The following is an 18,319-nucleotide window of genomic DNA, read 5'->3' on the forward strand; positions in this document are numbered from 1 at the left end:
GCTTGTGAGCTAACTTATTGCATCTTCAATTTGTGTTGCCATTTCAAACATCCAAGCATCATCGTACTTATTTTCATACACAGCTTTTAAAAGTTGCTTGAGTTCAGTTACCTTTGCTTCTGATTCATTACTTTGAAACTCAGGCTCTAAAACTACATTCTTATCTGCAGTTTTAGACATTCGAGCCATAACACGCGCAAATTCATCAGGCGTGTAGTTATCAATATCTCTTATCAATTGCTCAAGTTTGCTAGTGAAATAGCTGGCATCTAAGCCGTATCGGTTAGCCATAAAACCTCCAATATCAAAATTCGTGGCGTTCGCCATCAACTGTTACGTTTAAAAGCTCATGATCATGAGTAACTAAAACAGCATTTTCGTGATCTAAATTGCAGACCAAACTGTCATAATTAAAGTCTTCCATTTCATCCTCTGGCCAGTCGATTTCCTGTTCCATTTCAACTAAAAATTTAACTTGTACCTTTGCCATAAAAATTTCCTATTTAGTTAACAGTATCTCAGGCAGCTTAGATCGGCTTTCTGAGTTGTGTTGTATGTAGACCAAACCCTATGCATTGTCATTTTGTAATGAGACAATCCGCCTAACTCTTTGCCATGATCGTTGATTGCTTTTCCGAGTGCGGCATCTGCATCTTTAACTTGTCCATCTTCGACAAAATAGGTCGATGTTAATAGGCGCTGTTCGTATTGGCCTGAGCTGTCTTTTTGCCACACAATCGCCACATGAAAAGCTAGGTTTTCCATATTCAAAAATTCCTATTTAAAGAGTTAGTGAGATTCACGCTGCAACTTATCAATTTCAGCAGCTATTAAAGCGCCAGCTTTAGTTAGCTCTCGAATACGGGATGGGTGAGTGTCATCTACCCCAATTTTTAGATAACTCATTTCCCAAGGCCAGTGGCGAAGAGGTTTATTAATCTCTGCACGAGTTCTAAATTCATGGCGTAATTGTGGCGAACTGGTTGCTACAGTGGCGTAGGTAATTGCAGCCATTGTTAAAACACCTTTCCCATAATTATCATCTCGCTCGGACGTATAACCCTCTTTTTCTATCTGTCTAGTGCGTTCATCAGCAATTAATTGTGCGCCTGTTTTCATATCAAAATTTCCAATACGATTAATTATTAGTTTCTTGCTCTTCTCCAAGCTCTTCCAGAGCATCAAGAACATCTGTCTGAGTCATTAACTCCTGAATCTCACAAGCCGCTTCCCAACACTGAGTTTCGTACGGGTGCCTGTTGACCGTTTCAGTGTGAAATTCTGTACCTTCTGGCACATGATAGCCGCGAGAAGCATAAATAATTCGCGCTATTTCATTTGTCTGATCTACGATTTGCTGTGCTGTTCTCATGACTCAAAATTTCCTATTTAGCTATACCAAGCTCTAAAGCTGCATTTTTTACTATTTGTAAGTCTTCGCCATAGCCCCAAGGGTGACGCCCGAAATTTCGTTCTTCGCAAAAGTAATCTGCTCTCAAGTGCTGACCTTTTTTGATAAAGTCTCTCAGCGATTCAATCAGTCTTTTAAGCGTTCCGCCGCTTGTGAATCCTTTCCATTCACAATATTGGCGATGAGTGTAGATCCGTTTCTTTGTGTAATAGTCTATAAAAAACACACGCTTAGTAGGTGAAAGCTCAAGTGATGAAACGAAACCTTGGTGCTCAAAAAACTTTCTCCCGCAACTGGCGATTACTTTTATAAACTCGTTTGCTGCGTTTAGCCTTTCGTGTTCAGTTGTACTTTTTTCCATGTTTAAAATTTCCTATTTGGTTTGTGTGCTTATTTTGGCGCTAAGCATTTGCTCAGATACCCACTGCTTAGCTTGAGGTAAAGCTTGTGCCGCATTTTCAACATCAACACTTACGTTTTTATAAAACTCAGGTCTTTCTTCTGGCTTGTCGTCATCTACCACCATTACAGCCAGAACTATTTTCTTATTAGCCATAAAATTTCCCATTTAAACGTTAATGCAAGTTATGCTGTAATCAGCGCTATCTTCTGTAAATTCACCGCGCCCATGAAATGAATAAATACCGACTTCTTCTGGTATGTCATCAATATTGCTTTTAACCCAATCATCGATGCCAACTTGGTGCATATCATGTAAAACAAATTCAAGGTCATCGCTTGGAGCAAAACCAAACGTTTGATTAATTTTTTCATCAAGCTTCATAAGGGCAAAACCCTCGATACCGACTGCTATTTCTAGCTCTAAATCTACAATTGCCTTTGCCATAAAATTTCCTATCTGTTACTTGTTAATTGGTGCGTTTTAGATTGCAGCTTTGAAATGGCAACCACTGTATCTTTTACTTCGTCTGGGGCTTCGCTGTAACCGTTGAGTGTCATATACATACTGACGGAATTAGAAACTTGCATGAGATTGCTCAATTCAAAGTTTTGCTTGTTACCATCTTTGAATCGTATGTTGTGATCTGGCTTTAGTGGTCCTATTTCGCGCTCGTAAATGATGCGCTGTTTTAACGTCCAAACATTAGGCTCGGCAGTTTTAACTTCCACATAACCATCAACATTCACACGTTCAGAACCAATCGGTTTTTTGTTAACTGATTCACGGCCTTTTTTAAATTGAGTCTCCACACTTCGACCACCAGGCTGCCAACCTTTCATACCTTTGTTGTGTGGTACATGGTTAGCGTCAAAGTGACCTGTGCGACCACTTTTAATGCCGTGGTTTTTACAAGTACCAATGATTTGAACGTCAGTTTTGTTAGTGCCAAACTTTTTATTAAATGCTTTTGTTAGTTGGTGTCTATCCATGCTTGGGTAATATTCACGCAAGAATTGCAAATGCTCTTGTGTGTATGCCCGCAGCTTACTTGATCCAACTTTGCGACCACACTTAATGCTGTAATTTTTAATGGCATACTTAATCTGTTTTAGCTCCCTTTGTAAGCCAAACTCAGCATTAAACGCTTCCGTTAATTCTTCAAAGGTCATTAACGGATATTTCTCTCTTAGAAAATCAATATGTTCTCTTTGGTAACGAAAACGCGCCACGATAAATCCTTAGTTTGCTTCTAACATTTTTGGTACTTCATTCGCAGCGGTTTGCCCTGCGTATTCAGCTTTAAACTTTGCCGCATCGAGGGCGAGTCGTGCATTACCAACAATTTCTTTTGATACGCCTGTAATTGCTTTGCTGCGCTCAATTTCGGCTGTTAGTTCTTCACCCTGTAAATCTTCATCACCCAAGCGTTCAAGTTGCGCGAATAGGTGATTGTTTAAATCCATTAGTTTGTTTTTCATTTTTAAACCTTGTTGAATAAATCAAAGTTGATGTATAAACTATAAATCAAAGATGATTTATTTCAAGTGTTTTTTACATCATTTTTGATTTATTTAGTTAAAAGCACTAGGATCGCGAGATAGCCAAATTGGAAGATAAACAATTGCCTAAAAAGATTGATGATAATCCGCAGTATGTGAAAGCCTTGCGCGAGTTTTTAAAGGCTGAACGAAAGAAGCTAGGCGGAACAAAAGCAATGTATAAATTGCTGTATGGTGTAGAACCAACTGAGAATGAAGAAAAGCGCCTTATTAACCTGTTAAATCGTGGGGCAATGGGCGCTGAATTTATTGGTTTGTGTGCTGAAAAGCTTAGCCTTGAAGAAAAGACACTAGGCGAAGTGTTTAAAATAAATCAAAGTTGATGTCTATAGAAAGAGGGTTAACCCTCTTCTGTAATATCATCTAGTTTCTTTTTGAAATAATGCTCAATCAACTTTCGTCCTGATTCAAATATAATTTTGAATGGAGCATCTTTGAAGTCACTTTTTAACCGTTCGAAAACCTCACGATTATCTAATGTGCTAGCAAAGTCGTGACCTAGTTGGGTTAGCCTTAAATCAACTATAGTTAATGTGCAATTATTATGCACCAGCCCTATACCTGTATTTTTCATTGTAGCGTGTTCTAGTTGCATGTTACTTATTAATTGATTTTCAACAAGTAATTGATAGTGAAATATGAATTTGTCATTAGTACTCCGCTTATCTTCACTGTAAATACTAAATCCATTATCAGCTAGGTCGTTAATTGTTATGGAGGGCTTCTCTGATTGTTTCCATACATTTAACATTCCTTTAATATAATTTAAGTCAATTTCCATATTTATCTCCTTTCTTTGGTCTTCCACGTTTTTTAGGTTTAGGTAACATCGCTTGATGCGCTGCTTTAACTCTTTTGTAATCAATTACCTCTGTGTAATCATTCTGCGCTTCTTCACACCTATGATGCAAGAGGTTTTGCAGTATAAATCTGGCGTGGGGATTATTCTTTTTGTTTAGTAGCTTCTCAGCGAACCGCGCCATTGAATGACGGCCAGCGTGACTACTTGAGCGTGGAAAACCGTATTCTTTATAAAGCTTGCTAAGTAAATTTTGTACTGCAGTAGCAACCAAGTATTCTTTGCCTTTGCTAACCTTTCGAGTCAGTGAGAAGTTTTGCCAAACACCGCGCCAATTACTTAAAAACACATGACTTTCGGGGTCTAATCCACGGTATTTAGTCGAACCGCTTTTATCTAGTTTAATACGATGCTTTACCCGGGCATTAAGCCATTTATCAAGCATTTCTCTTTGCTCTTGAATGACAACGGGCGCTTTCATTGGGTATTTGCCTTTTGTTCCGTCCTTTCTAACGTGGGTGATATGGCAGATAGAGCCGTCGGGATAAAGGCACTCTTTTACTTTCCATTGGCTAACTTCAATCGCTCTAAAACAGCTAAAGAACGTCATAGCTAACATGCATTGATTACGTAGGCCAAGCAGCGGATCAACACGCACATTATCGACTCTCTCTATTAAGTCGATCATTTCTTCTGGCGTGAGAATGTCAGGCTGTTTTACGTTGCGTAAATCCGGTGTTTTCCATACCCATTTAAATTCAATTGCGTTATCCATGCTTAGCCTTGTTAATGTCGGTTTCCTATATAGTAGTGCAAAAATAAAGCGGCTGTCTACAAGCCGCTATTTATCTAGGGTGATGGGAAACGCCCCTAAACCCACTATTCCAATATCACCCCAGTTAGTAAGGGTTTCTCATTTTAAAGCCCAAAAATTCAACTATGTTGGAATTTGGTGTAACCCTCCCCCTTTACAATGCTAACCAATTAAGTATATTTAACCAATTAATTAAGGTTGTTAAGAGTATTTTAATTGAATAGAACCGAATTTAAGGCAGAGTATGAAAAGCGGGGATGGACGCCTTTGTTGCTGGCTAAGCGATGGGGTTGTAGTAAAACACGTATTCATCAGATGGCCGCAGAGGTGGAGCAAGGCCACAAAAAAGCGCAGGCCTATATCGACATGCTACACGGTTTACCCCATGTAATAAATAGTTAAATATATTTAACTTAATGGTTGACGATTAAATATATTTAACTGATACTTGTTGTAAGTTAAAGAATTGGAATATCCAAATAAGGAACGGCAGTAATGAGGCAAGTCAAAAAAGCAGAATACAATGCTATTTCTACCAATGTAGATAAGTTGAACTCTAACATTAATCGAATGAGTGAGTTCAAAGAGCAACTTGAGGACTTTCTCAAATCTAAACTGTCTGAATTTCGCGTTGATGGTATGACGGTTGAAGAATTTACCAATAGCCACAACCAATTGCTTGCAGAGACAAATGAATTAATAGAAGCGGTAACAACTGATATTGATAATTATATGTCGGAACGTAAAGATGCTTGGCATGATTCTGGTAACGGTGAAGCTACTCAGGAGTGGCTTGAAAGCTGGCAAGAATTAGAGGCTGGCATGGCAGAAGAAATGTATTTTGATTGCATTGAAGTTAATTTTGATGTGCCTCATTTGGAGTGTTTTGAATTACCACCAAAAGAGCGCATTCAGTAGATTGGAAAATCTATGAAAAAAGCAGATTGGCAAATTGTAGTCATTGGCAACTCATTCGTTGATGAGATTGATTGTAATTCTGGCCGTCGTCGTCGTGTTTTTCAAGACGGCCGCGTAATAAATTATAGTTGGAATAACAGAGGGAATTATGGCTGAAATGAATTATGACGTAACAGCGTGGGGTGAGGTGAAAGCCGATGTTTATGCTGGTGAACCCTGCGGCTCTAAGCATGAAAAGTTTATCGAAATGAGTTGCCAAGACGATATGGAGTCAACGACCGAAAAAGAAATAAATATTTGTTCTTCGCGTTGGCCTGTCGGAACAAAAATCACGATTGAAACACCGCTTTGTCCGAGCTGTGAAACAGATGCCGAGCTTCAAAATGAGGATGGTAAATGTGAGTGTGGTTTTGACTGGAAAATTTGGGCAGAAGAACAATATAGCTAAGTTGGAAAATCAGAGGGAATTATGGCTAAAGCAATTGTAGATTTAAAGCTTGAAATCGCGGTTGGTATCGAGGGTTATGCACTCATGAAACTCGATGAAAAAATTAATCAAACGTTTGGTTTTGCTCCGAGCGATGATCTTGAGTTTGTCTTGCATGATATGCATCAAATTGGTATCGCTGATTGGGTTAAAAGCAATATTGATGACATACCAGAAGAAGCAGGCATTTACTCATTTCATGGGCGAGCTGAATTTACAGAAGACACCGCAGATTACAGCATAGTTTGTATGGATATTTAGCATTGGAATATCTTTTAAAGAACAAGTGTGCGTTTTCAGCAGGTTTTGGACAATGTGTAAACTACTAAAACCGCCGTCAATCAGAGTGAGACGTTAAAGAGCTGACAGGGCCGGAGACCAAACCTATATAAGAGTGGTCAAGCAGGGGTGGAAAGTCCCGCCGACTAGCAGCCGTAAGTTGCTATTTATTCGCATGGGTTCTGTAGCTCAGTCTGGTTAGAGCGCTACGCCGTTACTGAGGTGGTTGCAAACACCAAAGTTATGAGTTCTAGATAAAGGCTATTATGGGAGGTCGCTGGTTCAAATCCAGTCAGAATCCAGCCGAATAAATTTAATTGGAAATAAAGAGTTATGGCTATTAGCAGAAGAATTCAAATAACAGAACAGGAAGCAATGACAGCATTTGAGTTCCTTAAAAATGTAAATGAAAGTGCTGATGAACCATCTCCTGTAATTTATTCGTTGCTTGTGAAGCTGGCTAATGGCTTCGGGAGACCAGAAATGCTGAGTAACATAGCTGTTCCTGGTAAAGATTTTTAAATAGTTGGAATAACAGATTAAACAAAAGGCAGCTTACGAGCTGCCTTTTTTGTGCATATAGGAAACGTTTAACTTTTAGTTCAAGCACTTGTAAAGCTTTTTATATTTAATAAACACCTGCCATAAAGATACTCTATAAATACTTTTTAAATATTTTTAAAGGATTTTTAAAATATCAATTGAATATTTAAAAGGTATCTTTTAAGCTTTATAAAAACTGATAAGGAAAACACTATGATTATTGTAATGGCACACGAAAAAGGTGGAGTTGGGAAGACAACGGCGGCGATAAATATTGCTGACGAGATAAAACCTGCATTAATTATTGACCGAGACACGCATGGCAACATAGGCGTATTAAATTCACTTCGACCTGACAGCGAGAAATTCAATGTAAGAGAGGCGAACAGTGAAAATGAGTTAATTTCGCTGCTTGAAGAATATAACAAGAAAGGTCACATATTAGTCGACTGCGGGGGCTTTGACTCAGACATTAACAGCATGGCAATTGCGGCTGCTGATCTTCTGATAGTGCCAGCCAATGACGATATAAACGAAAAAATAGGTTTAATGCGATTTGACGAAACTTTAAGTCGCGTTTCTGAGCAAATGGGGAAAAAAATCGTCGGGCACGTATTATTCAATCGAACCCACCCAAGCCGAAAAAACTTTGGGGGCGCGGAGGACTTTATCAGCGAATCTAATCACTTGGTTAGATTGAAAAGTGTTTTACCACGTCGCAACGACTTTCCTTTGGCCGCAGCCAATGGCAAAGGTGTTAGCAATTTCAAAAAAACAAGAAAGAGCAAAAGCGCCCTTGAAGTAAAAGCGCTAGGGAAAGAAATCGAGAGCTTTAAAAGTATTTAATAAATACTTATTGAATACTTTTTAAATACGTGTAATATACTCAAAAAGTACATGGGAAACATTTATGTCTGAATTTGAAAAGTTAAAGAATGCGGCGAAAGGCTCAAAACTAACTGAGAAAAAAACAGAAGTAACAGGCTCACAAGCAAAGCATTTAAACAAATTACCGTCGCGCTATGTTGAAGCGCACAGGAAATTAAAATCTGATGGAATGACTTCTCTCGATTTGTCGTCATATATTTATGAGGCGCTAAGAGAAAAGCTAGAGCGTGATAACGCGCTTTAGGAAAGGATTGAGCCAGTAAACTTCGACCCTCACTGGCTCAGCAACACAATCAAACTGATAAGGAATTAACTATGTCACAAACTAATTATACTAATATTGATAAAATGAAACTAGTGGAAATTAACGCATTACCATTAGAGGTGCTTCTTGAGTGGCTCAGCAACAAACAGCAGTGGTTCAAGCAGAGTATTATTCGTTCTTATCAATCGAACAAGATACATCATCAAGCAACCTCATAATAACCAATGCAGTGGCACTTGTTGCAGGATCGTCATTCTCTGTTGCCTTAGCCAGAGTTGCAGCAAGCGCCTTTGCCTCTACCAACCTTTGTTCTGAATCTATTTTTTTTGGATTAGACATTTATCGTCCTTGTAATAAATCAATGTGCTTAACTATTAATGCATTCTCACTAAAACTTGGCATTTTGTCAAAAAAAATAATTTAATTTGTTAATTTGCCAAAATAATTGGTACATTATAAGAGTCTAGATTGGAGTTAACTAAAAATGAATCAGCACTTAGAAGTACGAGAACCAGACTCTAAGGCAGTATTAGAGAGGATAATGGGCCTTTATGGTTTCTCTAGGCCAAGGGAATTGGCTAACCATTTTGGCATTGATGAGAGTACACTTTCAAAATGTAAAAAAGGCGAAAGAGAAGTACCAAAAAACCTTATCAGAAAGGTTAAATTCGATAAAAATGTATCACTGGATTGGCTAGAATACGGCGAGAAGCCGCACCTTTTTGACGACTATACTCGCACTGAAATGCAGCTAGGTATTTTGTCCGGATTGGCAAAAACAAGCAGATTAAAGCTGTTACCAAAAGAGGTTTTAAGACAGGACTTAATATTATTGGAAAGTGCTGCTGCATTAATTATTGAAAGTATAGAAGAACGGATTATGCAAAAAAAAGAGATAGCTTAAGCTATCTCTTTTAGTCATCTTTCTTTTTAAAATCAACTACGTTATTTAGCTCTTTCGCTTTTTTCTCTCGCTCAAGCATATCCATAAACCAATTTTTTTGCTTATATTTACCCATCATAACGCCTACATCATATTGAGCTTGCTCGGCCCTTAATGCGTGACGCTGGATTGATAACGCATCTTCCGCTAAATCAGCCTCAATAGAATCCATAGTGTGCTCAAGTGAGCGCTGAACTATTTGCTGCTGAAACCACATGTTTTTAACATCGCGGATCATAGTAAAAAGAATTGTCACAAACCCAAGCGGAATTATTGCGTAAACAAATTTGAATACACTATCCAATTCCAACCAAAAATTAACTAGCGAATCTAGCACACTCATTTACCCTCCCCTTAAAATTAACCATTTACTAATTTTCTTGAAATATACGCTTTAAACATTTTTATATAATCAATGTAAATAACAGAAACGATTACAACTGTTATTAAATTAGAAACAACACTATAAAAATAGTTATACCATTCACAAGGAATAGAAACAGCTCCTATATTGCAGTCAAAATTCCAATTGAAAACAGCCAGTTTTAACCACAATAAAGCTTGAATAAATACGTTAATCCACAACCCAAAAATCGCGATAAAATAAATATTATTATAATGGCTGCTTTCTTTTAAATGTACGCTTTTAATATAACGGATTATTACAAAGTCAATTAATGCGTAGGCGATATAAACATGCTGTGATCTTTCAATGAGTATTTGCTCTGCTGATTGCTCTGCTGATGAAATATGCATTGAAATGAACATCATTATGAACCCCGTTAAAATATACTTACCAGATAAAGCACGAACGGTTATAAATCGACTATAAGACTCAGTTTTTTGGATAGCAAAAAATATAGATGAAAAAAAAGCAAGGCAGTAAAGAATGGAAATGTAGCTTGATAAGAAGATTGGAGAAAGGTTTGATTTATTCGATGGGCGAACATATACCATCGAGTCAATAACAGCTGCTAACTCACTAAGTTCCATGTGATAACTCATTAAAAATTCATAGCAACATTTTACAAAAAATACACAAAAAAAACCACGCATTAAACGTGGTTTTCTTCTCTTTTAATAATTAATTTTCTTTCTTTTTATCAGGAACGATTACACCACCGCCACCGTTTCTAACTTCGATTTTAGGTTGTTCGATGTTAGTTTCCGCTACTGGCTGTTGAACGAATAACGAAGCTAAGAAAAGATAGATTGTAGATAACATTGTTATACCTCATTTAGTTGGTTTTATTGAAAAAGGCAAATAACATGCCAGCCGAAAAAAATTAACCGCCTAGAGTACACCCTAGGCGGTTAATTAATTTCAGTTAAAGCAGGCTATTTAATTACACTCTAGCGGTCTTAAATTGCTCTAGAGTGTAAAACTGTAATATGGCTAAAATTTACGCATATACGAGAGTCAGCGATCCAAGAAAGCAAAGCGCTGATGCTCAAAAAGAAATAATTCGTAAATATGCCAATCGTTATTCACTCATCATTGACGAATGGATAAATAAAGAAGTAAGCGGATCTAGTAGCACACGAGAAGAACGAGGAATAATATCGCTGCTCGATAACATCACTGCAGGTGACATTATTTTAGTATCGGACCTTGACCGACTTGGCCGAGATTCTATTGCGAGTATAGTAAACACACTGACGAGTATTATCGACAAACGAGCCGAATTGCACCTCTGTTCAATTGATGAACGATTCACCGAAAATAATAAGAACGATTTAGCTTCTTTTTTCATACAAATAGGGCGCGCATTTGCTGCACAAGACTTTTCTCGTAATCGTTCATTAAAAGCAAAAGCGGCAATACAGCGCCGCATTGATGCAAACTTAAACGTCGGGCGGCAACCCGGTACTATCGTAAAAAGCTATATAGATGATAGCGAAGTTAAAATTATTTTCTGGCTAAATCAGCAGATCCCTGTTGCACAAATAGCACGTTCGTTAGATATACCCTATACATCGTTAAAGAAATGGATTGAACGGCGAAACGAATTAATTTGCCAAGCAATCGACCTAAATTTATACACACCCGGTATGTCTTTAAAAGACATTAAAAATGCATTGAGAAAGCATTATAAATTAAATAATACAGATTAATGGCCGCAGGCCATGCAGTGAGTGCAATGAGCTTGCGAATGGCTGCGCGAACGGTTACACCAAGCAGCCACGGATTTATTATAAAAACTAAATCTATCACTGCGCGGTTAGTTTGCACAGTTGGTGCGATGGTTGCAAATGCCACTCTGCTAAACCTCAAATATCCTTTCAGATAAAAAGAACACATAGTAAAAGCTCAGCTATAAAAGGTTCATCAGTCATCTTGCCCCCTAGCAAAGCTAGGAAATGGGCAAGGCATCATCTTTGTACTGCGACAGCAACTTGTTGCTTGTAAGCAGACGCATTTAATCCACTGCTTGCAGTGCGTATTAAGTATTTAAAAGTATATATAAGTATAAAGATAATATTGCACTTTAAATCAGGGCTTTCACACTTTGTGAAAATAAGCTTTGCACCTTATATGTATAAATAGACTCTATTAATCCATATAAGAGTACTAAATAAACTAATTGTAGTATTTTCAGTGTGTCGAGGCTCTTAAATAGCCTTGTATTAAATTTTAAGCACGCAAAATACCGAGCATATAGCTCGGTTATGAAAAGCGGTTAATTTAGCTTGTTGTGGGGGTTACGCCCGTGAATTTGCGAAGCACTGCGACTTCTTTGTTTACAGCATTTTTGAACTCATCGAAACTCACATAACTCACTGCATCGCCGAGTTGATCCATGACGCGCTTCGCAGCCACAGTTCGTTGCTCTGAGCGAGATTTGCTATCGAGTTGTCTTGATAAGCGTTTCTTTGCCGCTTTTTGTTTTCTAAACTCAAAGCATTTCTTTATCCAGTTTGTGCGGCCAAGGGCTTTTAGGCTTTTAATCGACATATTGCCAATTTCATCCGGGTTGTAACCCTTACAAATATGTTGCTTTTTGAGGTACGCAAGACGCACACTTTGCTCTTTTTGAACTTTTTCTTTAGGTACACCCATTGCTGCAAAGAAAAGCTCTGTTACTTCAAAATACTTGTGGACCCAAATTCCTGCTTCTTTATCCCACACTTGCCATTTTGCATCGGCCACAATCCAGCCCATCTCGATCATGCTGTTAATTGCACGAGAAAGGCGTGTTATGTTTTTCTTTGGCTCATAGTGTGGATCTCTATCTGCTTTTGCTTTTTCAGCTTGGGAAATAGTATATAGCCCTGTTACGTCTGCAAGCCTTGTTAGCGAAACTTGAACTTGGTGAGTCACTAAATTTAGATACTCACAACACGCTTTATGAATAGCTCTAATTGCTTTTCGGCGATCCAAGTAAAATGCTTTTTGGCGATCAAGGTCCGGTCTGACATATAAAGCAACGTCAGATTGCGTTACATCGCATGACGCAGATTTTTTTACGAAGTAATCAATAACAGCTAAGCGTTTTTTGTGCGTTTCTGGCACAGCAAAATCAGGATTTGCATTTTTTACTTTTGTGCTGTGTAAACCGCGATGACGGTTTGTTTTGTTGCAAGGCTTATCATTTAACATGACACCTCGCTTAGTGACAGTCCATTCATTGTCATTTCTTCTTTTATTTATTTGCAAAATAAAATCAGACGTCTTACAATGAATGTGAATCAAGTCTTCTTTGAAAAGGTTTTTTGTTTTTTCATTGTAAGAGCAAAGAAAGTCGCACGCCAATGCGGCTTTTTTTGTGTCTAGATTTTCGTTTCGTCGCAAAAAATCAATAATTACTGCAAGCGACGCAATAAAATGTATCACAACATGTGATACATTTTCCATATAAATTTAGCATTAAACTAAAACTTTTCCATCGTACAGGATCATTTGAGAATTATTAAACTAATTTTACAATTAGTTTAATACCGCGCTGCAATTAGCATTAACAACATAACTTGAACCCGGTGTCATTACGTGTTCAACACGATCATTAGAATAATCACCGTTTAATTGGTCCTCGTCAAACCCTGTAAAGTTGACTGGCCCCTCAGACATTAACATCGGTTCACCCGCCACTGTATAAGTAGCTTTAATGCCGTTTCTCGCCATATTCGACAACTCACCAATTGCAGCATCTTTTGCTTTTTGTTCATCAGCAAAGCGACCCGGCAATTGTTTGAATGGGCTTTGTCCAACTTGAAATTTAACTATTTCGGCTTGGTCTTGGTTGTACCAATCAGCAATCACACCTCGATAAATCTCGCGCTCTGGCTCAACAAAAGAAACGCTTTTAAACGCATTGTGGGGCGATTTCTTGCCCTCATATAACTGCAACGGGATTGGTTGTAAATTCTGGCCTGACAGCGACCTTGATTGGCCTCGCTTGCTAAACACTAATAAACCGTTTATCGGCTTGGCCACCGCATCGTGACGCAGGGCTAAACGTGATAAGAACGCCAGATCACTTTCGTTTTTTTGATCTATATGCGTTATTTGCTTATTTTCAAAGTCGGGATGCACCCGCGACGATAAACCAAGACGATTCGCACAGTAACGAACTAAATCACCTAACGTGCAATCCGTGTAAGTTTCCGAACGTCTGACTTTTTTGCCGCCTGCTTGCGCATTAAATGGCGCGGGGGATGCAATGATAATGGCCTTTTTTGGTAAATAAACGGGCTTAACTTTTGACACTGTAAATTTACCCATGTCGACTAAACCGCTTTCTTTCCAGCCTAGTTTCAAATGCAGTTCATCACCGCTGCGCGGCCACTGCGAACGAGGAATGTTTTTCATATTCACCGTAAGCGTTAATGTGTCGGCCACTAATCCGGGTGAATCAATTAACACCAGGTGTTCAGTTAGCTTGTTTAAATCATCATTACCCGAAATCAAAAATTGCGGGGTATAGTTTATTAATCCCATACGCTCAAACGCTCACTTGACTGCTCAACAATTGGATCAGGAATGATTAACGTCACGCCTGCAGGCAACACCGCACCGATACGCGCCACATTTGGATTTAGCTTGTAAAAACTATCCTCTGTTTTAGCGCTGTAATCGCCAAGGTGCTGATAAAGCACACCGTCAATGGTGTCACCATCAATTGTTCGAATTTCTTTAGGCATTCGCAAATTCCTCCAATTGCACCGCAAACTTAATTTTACGTGTAAGGCCATTTGGCTGAATTTCTTCTTTCGTTTTGCGAATTTGTTTAATCGTCCAAAGGCCGCGATTGTTAATATGCTCGATAAACACCACAGGCTCATCGGCATCTTTTAACGTATGAAGCGGCTCAAGCACTGCTGTACTTGTGCCGCCAAACGCCTCTGCGGTGATTTGTACTTGGTCCAATTTGCCGCCTGACAGGTCTTGTCGAGGCTTGCCGTTTAGCACTTCTGATGACTTAAAGCCTGCGCCACTTACCTCAGAAATGCTGACAATAGTGGCATCAGCATTAAACGGACTAAATACAAAATCACCTGCTGAATTACTTAAAACTGCTTGTCTCATTAGTAATCAAACCCTGTCGGAATTCCGTCGATAAACGTGTTATCAAGACGGTCGTTAACATCATTAGTAAACAAATTAGGCGCGTTTTTACGCAGCTCATCCATAAAGCTTTTTTGGCTTTCTTCTAACGCCTTATTTATTTTCTTTTCATCCGCGTCACCCGCAATATGAATCGTCGGGCGATAGTCCACCTTTAACTCTGTTCTTTCGGTTTTTTGAATGTTTTGTAATGGCTTAACATTCGCAGTGAGTGACTGCGTTTTAATGACATTATCAAGTTCAAAATGAGGCTTTTCTGGTAGTACGGCAGGTGACTTAGCATCGAGCTGAACAACACGCACAGTAAGCGGTTTTTCGCTTTCGGACTGTGTTTTGTTTTGCTGCTGTTTTTTTACAACATCTTCGGGCTTTTCAGTTAAGCTTTCACCAACTTCGCGACCTAGCATTGCACCAAGCGTATCACCTAAGATTGCACCAATAATGCCGCCTGCCACTGTGCCAACAATTGGCACAATCGAGCCAAGCGCAGCACCTGCGGCTGCACCTGCCATTGAACCACCAATGCCACCGACGTTTTCAGCCGTTGACACCGTGTCACTATCCGCGAGTGATGAAGCCACTAGACCAGCTGCGGCAACATTAGCCACTATCGGCATTTTCGTTTTACGGGCCATACGCGCCATTTTATTAAACTTGCCGCCCCGACGACCTCTGCGACGGCGTTTTTTACCGTCTGCACTGTCGTAGTCACCGTAATAGCCGCCACCTGCACCGCCTCTGGCTGTGCGGTCAAGGCTGCGATTAAGCATGTCTAATGCTCTGGCCGCAAGGGTAGCTTTGCCAGCGGTCTTACCCACTGTCATACCTAATTGAGTTTCGCTTAACTTGCGTTTGCCAAGGGCAATTTCAACCGTCAACGCACCAAGTCGATACGCTGTGTGGGCCGCTTTTAGCGCGGCTAATGCAGCCACACCTTTAATCACTGCGCCTGCAATTTCTTCATTGTTTTTAATGAATTCAGTGCCTGCCTCAATGGTGTTTGCTAGCGCCTCAACCCCTTTGGTGTAAACAGGTAACAGTTCAGTACCCACAGCAGCAAGAATCCCCGTAAACGCGCTCGATAAGCGCTGTTTTTGGAAATTAGCAGTGCCAAGTAGTTTATTAAATTCATTATCCAGTGAATTTCTAAGCGCCACTTCATCGTTGCTAACAGACATTACACGCTTCATTTCATCCATGTTTTTGATTAACGTAGTCATGGACCCGATTGATTCTGTGCCAAATAGCGTGTTTATTATGGCAGTATGCTTATCTACTGGCTCTTGGCGTATTGCCTCAAACACTTTATACATTGTGCCTGCTGCGTCTGCTTGTGCGTCTTTCGCAATTTGCACTGGATCAAAACCTAGTGATTTCCACATTTGCTTTTTAGGGCCGCTAGCCGAATCCCCAAGCGTCATATTAATTGCTAAATTTTTAGCAGCAGTACGCCCCATTTCAGCCTTGTTACCATTTGCAGCTAAAATAGCCGCAGCTAACGATGCAGCCTGCACTTCATTCATACCTGCCGACATAATCACACTGCCAACATCAGTCATCACATCAGTGATTGCGGTAGTATTTGCTGCGGAGTTATCTGACAAATGATTGATTGCACCAGCTAAGCGTTCAAGCTGCTCCATGTTTAGACTCATCGACGCTTTCCACGCTGCTACACTTTGACCTGCAGCATCTGCGGTTAGACCATCAAATGCATTTGCCATTTTTGCCGCAAGCGTTGAAAAGCGTTTTAAGTCTTCGATTTCGTAACCGGCTCTCGCAATGTTTGAGCCTGCACCACTGGCAACGATGTTTGCCAGTTCGCCCGGTTGCAAACCTAAATCGGGGGCGCTCGTTAAGATATAACGCTCTAACTGATTTAAGCGCATGGCTTGTGTGGCTTGGTTTAATTCAAAGCCATCTTTATTTTTAAACGTGGCCTTTTTGACTACTTCAACCATTGCCGACTCTAAGTCTGCTGCGGTATCAACAGTGCTTTTTGCGGCATACAAACCAACGGCCACTTTTGCCGTATCACCGACCATGCCGTTTCGTTTATCTTGTAACTTAGATAAGTGCTGCTCTTGCTCAGCAACGCGCTTAAGCCCTGCTTGCTGCGCTTTTAATGATTTATTCGCGTCATCGGTCTTACGCTTTAACTTTGCTTGTGAAGCCGCTAAATCATCGGTTTTAATGCCTGTTTTTGTCAGCTCTCGTTGCAACGCATTTAAATGCTTTTGCTCACGCTCATAACGTGTCGACAAGCCTTTAATTTGTTTTTTACGCGCAGCTGCATCAGCATTCGTTAGTTTTATGCTAGCGGCAACCGCTTTGTCTTTTTTCGCAATCGCTTTAAGTTCGCGCTGGTGTTGCTTAATGCTGTTTTCATGCGCAGCTATTTCACGCTTAAAATTAGCACGCTGCGTTTTCGATAAATTGATACCCGAATCCTCTAACTTTCGGATTTCGGCTATTTTTTTCTCAATGGTTGCAATTGCTGCAGCATGATGATTCTTATCTTTTGATAAATTAACTTGCTGTGCAACAAGTGCGCCTTGCTCTTTATTTGTTTTTTTAAGTTGAGCCTGCATTGCCGCAAGTTCTTTGTTGAGCTGCGATACGCTTTCTTTACTTTGAGCAAATGATTTTAAATCACGCTGTGCGCCTGATAGTTTTTTGATTTCTGCGCGACTGGCTGTTAATTGCTGTGTAAATTTTGATTGAGCAGCGCTTGCGGCTTCAATAGGTTTTGAGTATTGGTCCTTTGCTGCAACAGCAACAGTATATTTACTTTGCATCAGCTATTCTCAACCTTAGTGATTGCTAGTTTATAACGACGGAGGGCTTTATCTGTGGGCCAGTTGTCCAGCTCAGTATCTGATGTATTGAACGAATACAGCAACGCATCAGATACATTTTCGATGTCACTTATTGAAAGGAATCTGACCCCAGATTCAAAAAATCAGAAATTCGGCCCTGCAGTTGATTCCAATCAGGCAATGATAAGCTTTCGATTTCATGCGGCATTAACTCAGTACATGCCTGCGTGATATATTCTGCCTGTGCATATGGATTATTTGCCGTGTTTTGCACTTTATTCATCATTCGCGAGGCTTTAACACTTGGTGTTTTTAGCGTTACACGGTCATAACTTTCAATCGGATGCAGCAGCTTAGGCGCGTCTTTATCAAGCTCCACACCGTCTTTTAAAAAGAAATACGCAGCATCACGGGTTGTGTAATCAATCACGTGTGCATCAATAGTATTTTTATCAGGTGTTTTAAGCTGTTCAATTTCTGCTTGCGTTAAACCTGTTGCCAGTGTAATAAACGCATCTTCGCGCTTTTCTTCACTGCTGCCAGCTTCGGCAAGGGCTTCTTTGTACTCTGCAAAGGTAAATGGTCTAAATTCCAGTTCTTTTTTATCTGCAACTGGTTCACGCAG

The 18,319-nt window shown here is 39.7% G+C and carries 33 protein-coding genes and 1 tRNA gene; 13 read left to right on the top strand and 21 right to left on the bottom strand.

Features of this window, described 5'->3' with window-relative positions; translation table 11 throughout:
* Window positions 1-9: 9 nt before the first annotated feature.
* The 10 genes from L1068_RS20020 to L1068_RS20065 are packed head-to-tail and all read right to left on the bottom strand — an operon-like array spanning window position 10 to window position 3,292.
* Complete coding sequence (locus L1068_RS20020) at window positions 10-291, bottom strand: hypothetical protein (RefSeq protein ID WP_237131650.1); 282 nt, start codon at window positions 289-291, stop codon at window positions 10-12.
* 13 nt (window positions 292-304) lie between these two features.
* Complete coding sequence (locus tag L1068_RS20025) at window positions 305-490, bottom strand: hypothetical protein (RefSeq protein ID WP_237131651.1); 186 nt, start codon at window positions 488-490, stop codon at window positions 305-307.
* Window positions 491-507: 17 nt separating this feature from the next.
* Complete coding sequence (locus tag L1068_RS20030) at window positions 508-765, bottom strand: hypothetical protein (protein WP_237131652.1); 258 nt, start codon at window positions 763-765, stop codon at window positions 508-510.
* Between the two features lie 24 nt (window positions 766-789).
* Window positions 790-1,119 (bottom strand): hypothetical protein, encoded by a 330-nt coding sequence (locus L1068_RS20035; protein WP_237131653.1) that lies wholly within the window; start codon window positions 1,117-1,119, stop codon window positions 790-792.
* Between the two features lie 19 nt (window positions 1,120-1,138).
* A complete protein-coding gene (locus L1068_RS20040; RefSeq protein ID WP_237131654.1) occupies window positions 1,139-1,372 on the bottom strand; it encodes a hypothetical protein in 234 nt (77 codons plus the stop codon).
* Window positions 1,373-1,385: 13 nt separating this feature from the next.
* Complete coding sequence (locus L1068_RS20045; protein ID WP_237131655.1) at window positions 1,386-1,772, bottom strand: hypothetical protein; 387 nt, start codon at window positions 1,770-1,772, stop codon at window positions 1,386-1,388.
* A gap of 12 nt (window positions 1,773-1,784) precedes the next feature.
* Window positions 1,785-1,967: a hypothetical protein gene (locus tag L1068_RS20050; RefSeq protein ID WP_237131656.1), complete on the bottom strand. Its 183-nt coding sequence runs from the start codon at window positions 1,965-1,967 to the stop codon at window positions 1,785-1,787.
* Between the two features lie 12 nt (window positions 1,968-1,979).
* Entirely contained in the window at window positions 1,980-2,258 is a 279-nt protein-coding gene (locus tag L1068_RS20055) for a hypothetical protein (protein ID WP_038640887.1), read from the bottom strand.
* 8 nt (window positions 2,259-2,266) lie between these two features.
* Complete coding sequence (locus tag L1068_RS22185) at window positions 2,267-3,043, bottom strand: HNH endonuclease (RefSeq protein WP_237131657.1); 777 nt, start codon at window positions 3,041-3,043, stop codon at window positions 2,267-2,269.
* A 9-nt stretch (window positions 3,044-3,052) separates the two neighbouring features.
* Window positions 3,053-3,292: a hypothetical protein gene (locus L1068_RS20065; RefSeq protein ID WP_237131658.1), complete on the bottom strand. Its 240-nt coding sequence runs from the start codon at window positions 3,290-3,292 to the stop codon at window positions 3,053-3,055.
* Window positions 3,293-3,420: 128 nt separating this feature from the next.
* Between L1068_RS20065 and L1068_RS20070 the strand changes: the two genes are divergently transcribed.
* Entirely contained in the window at window positions 3,421-3,696 is a 276-nt protein-coding gene (locus L1068_RS20070) for a hypothetical protein (protein ID WP_237131659.1), read from the top strand.
* Window positions 3,697-3,713: 17 nt separating this feature from the next.
* On the opposite strand, the gene L1068_RS20075 is transcribed toward L1068_RS20070, so the two are convergent.
* Together L1068_RS20075 and L1068_RS20080 are read right to left on the bottom strand one after the other, a co-directional pair.
* On the bottom strand, window positions 3,714-4,154 hold the full coding sequence (locus L1068_RS20075; RefSeq protein ID WP_237131660.1) for a DUF2513 domain-containing protein: 441 nt from the start codon (window positions 4,152-4,154) through the stop codon (window positions 3,714-3,716).
* On the bottom strand, window positions 4,144-4,947 hold the full coding sequence (locus tag L1068_RS20080; RefSeq protein WP_237131661.1) for a hypothetical protein: 804 nt from the start codon (window positions 4,945-4,947) through the stop codon (window positions 4,144-4,146). The genes L1068_RS20075 and L1068_RS20080 overlap by 11 nt, the downstream gene beginning before the upstream one ends.
* A 255-nt stretch (window positions 4,948-5,202) precedes the next feature.
* Here L1068_RS20080 and L1068_RS20085 point away from each other — a divergent pair, with 255 nt between their 5' ends.
* The 11 genes from L1068_RS20085 (at window position 5,203) to L1068_RS20135 (ending at window position 9,270) form a co-directional block, all read left to right on the top strand.
* A complete protein-coding gene (locus L1068_RS20085) occupies window positions 5,203-5,388 on the top strand; it encodes a hypothetical protein (RefSeq protein WP_175079696.1) in 186 nt (61 codons plus the stop codon).
* Between the two features lie 93 nt (window positions 5,389-5,481).
* Window positions 5,482-5,904, top strand: a complete 423-nt coding sequence (locus L1068_RS20090) for a hypothetical protein (RefSeq protein WP_237131662.1) — start codon at window positions 5,482-5,484, stop codon at window positions 5,902-5,904.
* Between the two features lie 12 nt (window positions 5,905-5,916).
* On the top strand, window positions 5,917-6,060 hold the full coding sequence (locus tag L1068_RS20095) for a hypothetical protein (protein WP_237131663.1): 144 nt from the start codon (window positions 5,917-5,919) through the stop codon (window positions 6,058-6,060).
* Window positions 6,053-6,352 carry a hypothetical protein gene (locus tag L1068_RS20100; protein WP_237131664.1) on the top strand — a complete coding sequence of 100 codons (300 nt, stop codon included), beginning with the start codon at window positions 6,053-6,055 and terminating at the stop codon, window positions 6,350-6,352. The genes L1068_RS20095 and L1068_RS20100 overlap by 8 nt, the downstream gene beginning before the upstream one ends.
* A gap of 21 nt (window positions 6,353-6,373) precedes the next feature.
* Window positions 6,374-6,652, top strand: coding sequence for a hypothetical protein (locus L1068_RS20105; protein ID WP_237131665.1), 279 nt, complete (start codon window positions 6,374-6,376; stop codon window positions 6,650-6,652).
* 196 nt (window positions 6,653-6,848) lie between these two features.
* Window positions 6,849-6,971: transfer RNA gene (locus tag L1068_RS20110), tRNA-OTHER, on the top strand.
* 32 nt (window positions 6,972-7,003) lie between these two features.
* A complete protein-coding gene (locus tag L1068_RS20115) occupies window positions 7,004-7,192 on the top strand; it encodes a hypothetical protein (protein ID WP_237131666.1) in 189 nt (62 codons plus the stop codon).
* A 234-nt stretch (window positions 7,193-7,426) separates the two neighbouring features.
* Entirely contained in the window at window positions 7,427-8,059 is a 633-nt protein-coding gene (locus tag L1068_RS20120) for a ParA family protein (RefSeq protein WP_237131667.1), read from the top strand.
* Window positions 8,060-8,123: 64 nt separating this feature from the next.
* Entirely contained in the window at window positions 8,124-8,345 is a 222-nt protein-coding gene (locus L1068_RS20125) for a hypothetical protein (RefSeq protein WP_237131668.1), read from the top strand.
* Between the two features lie 151 nt (window positions 8,346-8,496).
* Entirely contained in the window at window positions 8,497-8,790 is a 294-nt protein-coding gene (locus L1068_RS20130; protein ID WP_237131669.1) for a hypothetical protein, read from the top strand.
* 60 nt (window positions 8,791-8,850) lie between these two features.
* Complete coding sequence (locus L1068_RS20135; RefSeq protein WP_237131670.1) at window positions 8,851-9,270, top strand: helix-turn-helix domain-containing protein; 420 nt, start codon at window positions 8,851-8,853, stop codon at window positions 9,268-9,270.
* Between the two features lie 10 nt (window positions 9,271-9,280).
* Here the strand turns inward: L1068_RS20135 and L1068_RS20140 are convergent, their stop codons facing one another.
* The 3 genes from L1068_RS20140 to L1068_RS20150 form a co-directional block, all read right to left on the bottom strand.
* Entirely contained in the window at window positions 9,281-9,652 is a 372-nt protein-coding gene (locus L1068_RS20140; protein ID WP_237131671.1) for a hypothetical protein, read from the bottom strand.
* A gap of 17 nt (window positions 9,653-9,669) precedes the next feature.
* A complete protein-coding gene (locus tag L1068_RS20145; protein WP_237131672.1) occupies window positions 9,670-10,302 on the bottom strand; it encodes a hypothetical protein in 633 nt (210 codons plus the stop codon).
* Between the two features lie 91 nt (window positions 10,303-10,393).
* A complete protein-coding gene (locus L1068_RS20150) occupies window positions 10,394-10,534 on the bottom strand; it encodes a hypothetical protein (RefSeq protein WP_237131673.1) in 141 nt (46 codons plus the stop codon).
* A gap of 167 nt (window positions 10,535-10,701) precedes the next feature.
* Here L1068_RS20150 and L1068_RS20155 point away from each other — a divergent pair, with 167 nt between their 5' ends.
* Window positions 10,702-11,424 carry a recombinase family protein gene (locus tag L1068_RS20155; RefSeq protein WP_237131674.1) on the top strand — a complete coding sequence of 241 codons (723 nt, stop codon included), beginning with the start codon at window positions 10,702-10,704 and terminating at the stop codon, window positions 11,422-11,424.
* 571 nt (window positions 11,425-11,995) lie between these two features.
* Here the strand turns inward: L1068_RS20155 and repA are convergent.
* From repA to L1068_RS20185, 6 genes are all read right to left on the bottom strand, one after another.
* The gene (repA, locus tag L1068_RS20160) at window positions 11,996-12,910 is read right to left on the bottom strand and encodes a plasmid replication initiator RepA (RefSeq protein ID WP_237131675.1); all 915 of its coding nucleotides are present in this window, start codon (window positions 12,908-12,910) and stop codon (window positions 11,996-11,998) included.
* 327 nt (window positions 12,911-13,237) lie between these two features.
* Window positions 13,238-14,248, bottom strand: coding sequence for a contractile injection system protein, VgrG/Pvc8 family (locus L1068_RS20165; RefSeq protein WP_237131676.1), 1,011 nt, complete (start codon window positions 14,246-14,248; stop codon window positions 13,238-13,240).
* Window positions 14,239-14,451, bottom strand: coding sequence for a tail protein X (locus tag L1068_RS20170; RefSeq protein ID WP_237131677.1), 213 nt, complete (start codon window positions 14,449-14,451; stop codon window positions 14,239-14,241). Before L1068_RS20170 ends, L1068_RS20165 begins: the two co-directional genes overlap by 10 nt.
* A complete protein-coding gene (locus L1068_RS20175) occupies window positions 14,444-14,836 on the bottom strand; it encodes a phage tail protein (RefSeq protein ID WP_237131678.1) in 393 nt (130 codons plus the stop codon). Before L1068_RS20175 ends, L1068_RS20170 begins: the two co-directional genes overlap by 8 nt.
* A complete protein-coding gene (locus tag L1068_RS20180; protein ID WP_237131679.1) occupies window positions 14,836-17,673 on the bottom strand; it encodes a phage tail tape measure protein in 2,838 nt (945 codons plus the stop codon). The genes L1068_RS20175 and L1068_RS20180 overlap by 1 nt, the downstream gene beginning before the upstream one ends.
* A gap of 130 nt (window positions 17,674-17,803) precedes the next feature.
* Window positions 17,804-18,319, bottom strand: a 516-nt coding sequence (locus tag L1068_RS20185) for a phage tail assembly protein (RefSeq protein WP_237131680.1), incomplete at its 5' end; no start/stop codon positions are given.

Source organism: Pseudoalteromonas sp. MMG024 (assembly GCF_021654175.1).
Taxonomy (GTDB): Bacteria; Pseudomonadota; Gammaproteobacteria; order Enterobacterales; family Alteromonadaceae; genus Pseudoalteromonas.

What these genes read in the sequence shown, in the direction of transcription:
- L1068_RS20020 (WP_237131650.1), bottom strand. Translation starts at nt 291, where the DNA reads ATGGCTAACCGATACGGCTTAGATGCCAGCTATTTCACTAGCAAACTT.
- L1068_RS20025 (WP_237131651.1), bottom strand. Translation starts at nt 490, where the DNA reads ATGGCAAAGGTACAAGTTAAATTTTTAGTTGAAATGGAACAGGAAATC.
- L1068_RS20030 (WP_237131652.1), bottom strand. Translation starts at nt 765, where the DNA reads ATGGAAAACCTAGCTTTTCATGTGGCGATTGTGTGGCAAAAAGACAGC.
- L1068_RS20035 (WP_237131653.1), bottom strand. Translation starts at nt 1,119, where the DNA reads ATGAAAACAGGCGCACAATTAATTGCTGATGAACGCACTAGACAGATA.
- L1068_RS20040 (WP_237131654.1), bottom strand. Translation starts at nt 1,372, where the DNA reads ATGAGAACAGCACAGCAAATCGTAGATCAGACAAATGAAATAGCGCGA.
- L1068_RS20045 (WP_237131655.1), bottom strand. Translation starts at nt 1,772, where the DNA reads ATGGAAAAAAGTACAACTGAACACGAAAGGCTAAACGCAGCAAACGAG.
- L1068_RS20050 (WP_237131656.1), bottom strand. Translation starts at nt 1,967, where the DNA reads ATGGCTAATAAGAAAATAGTTCTGGCTGTAATGGTGGTAGATGACGAC.
- L1068_RS20055 (WP_038640887.1), bottom strand. Translation starts at nt 2,258, where the DNA reads ATGGCAAAGGCAATTGTAGATTTAGAGCTAGAAATAGCAGTCGGTATC.
- L1068_RS20065 (WP_237131658.1), bottom strand. Translation starts at nt 3,292, where the DNA reads ATGAAAAACAAACTAATGGATTTAAACAATCACCTATTCGCGCAACTT.
- L1068_RS20075 (WP_237131660.1), bottom strand. Translation starts at nt 4,154, where the DNA reads ATGGAAATTGACTTAAATTATATTAAAGGAATGTTAAATGTATGGAAA.
- L1068_RS20080 (WP_237131661.1), bottom strand. Translation starts at nt 4,947, where the DNA reads ATGGATAACGCAATTGAATTTAAATGGGTATGGAAAACACCGGATTTA.
- L1068_RS20090 (WP_237131662.1), top strand. Translation starts at nt 5,482, where the DNA reads ATGAGGCAAGTCAAAAAAGCAGAATACAATGCTATTTCTACCAATGTA.
- L1068_RS20095 (WP_237131663.1), top strand. Translation starts at nt 5,917, where the DNA reads ATGAAAAAAGCAGATTGGCAAATTGTAGTCATTGGCAACTCATTCGTT.
- L1068_RS20100 (WP_237131664.1), top strand. Translation starts at nt 6,053, where the DNA reads ATGGCTGAAATGAATTATGACGTAACAGCGTGGGGTGAGGTGAAAGCC.
- L1068_RS20105 (WP_237131665.1), top strand. Translation starts at nt 6,374, where the DNA reads ATGGCTAAAGCAATTGTAGATTTAAAGCTTGAAATCGCGGTTGGTATC.
- L1068_RS20115 (WP_237131666.1), top strand. Translation starts at nt 7,004, where the DNA reads ATGGCTATTAGCAGAAGAATTCAAATAACAGAACAGGAAGCAATGACA.
- L1068_RS20120 (WP_237131667.1), top strand. Translation starts at nt 7,427, where the DNA reads ATGATTATTGTAATGGCACACGAAAAAGGTGGAGTTGGGAAGACAACG.
- L1068_RS20125 (WP_237131668.1), top strand. Translation starts at nt 8,124, where the DNA reads ATGTCTGAATTTGAAAAGTTAAAGAATGCGGCGAAAGGCTCAAAACTA.
- L1068_RS20135 (WP_237131670.1), top strand. Translation starts at nt 8,851, where the DNA reads ATGAATCAGCACTTAGAAGTACGAGAACCAGACTCTAAGGCAGTATTA.
- L1068_RS20140 (WP_237131671.1), bottom strand. Translation starts at nt 9,652, where the DNA reads ATGAGTGTGCTAGATTCGCTAGTTAATTTTTGGTTGGAATTGGATAGT.
- L1068_RS20145 (WP_237131672.1), bottom strand. Translation starts at nt 10,302, where the DNA reads ATGGAACTTAGTGAGTTAGCAGCTGTTATTGACTCGATGGTATATGTT.
- L1068_RS20150 (WP_237131673.1), bottom strand. Translation starts at nt 10,534, where the DNA reads ATGTTATCTACAATCTATCTTTTCTTAGCTTCGTTATTCGTTCAACAG.
- L1068_RS20155 (WP_237131674.1), top strand. Translation starts at nt 10,702, where the DNA reads ATGGCTAAAATTTACGCATATACGAGAGTCAGCGATCCAAGAAAGCAA.
- repA (WP_237131675.1), bottom strand. Translation starts at nt 12,910, where the DNA reads ATGTTAAATGATAAGCCTTGCAACAAAACAAACCGTCATCGCGGTTTA.
- L1068_RS20165 (WP_237131676.1), bottom strand. Translation starts at nt 14,248, where the DNA reads ATGGGATTAATAAACTATACCCCGCAATTTTTGATTTCGGGTAATGAT.
- L1068_RS20170 (WP_237131677.1), bottom strand. Translation starts at nt 14,451, where the DNA reads ATGCCTAAAGAAATTCGAACAATTGATGGTGACACCATTGACGGTGTG.
- L1068_RS20175 (WP_237131678.1), bottom strand. Translation starts at nt 14,836, where the DNA reads ATGAGACAAGCAGTTTTAAGTAATTCAGCAGGTGATTTTGTATTTAGT.
- L1068_RS20180 (WP_237131679.1), bottom strand. Translation starts at nt 17,673, where the DNA reads ATGCAAAGTAAATATACTGTTGCTGTTGCAGCAAAGGACCAATACTCA.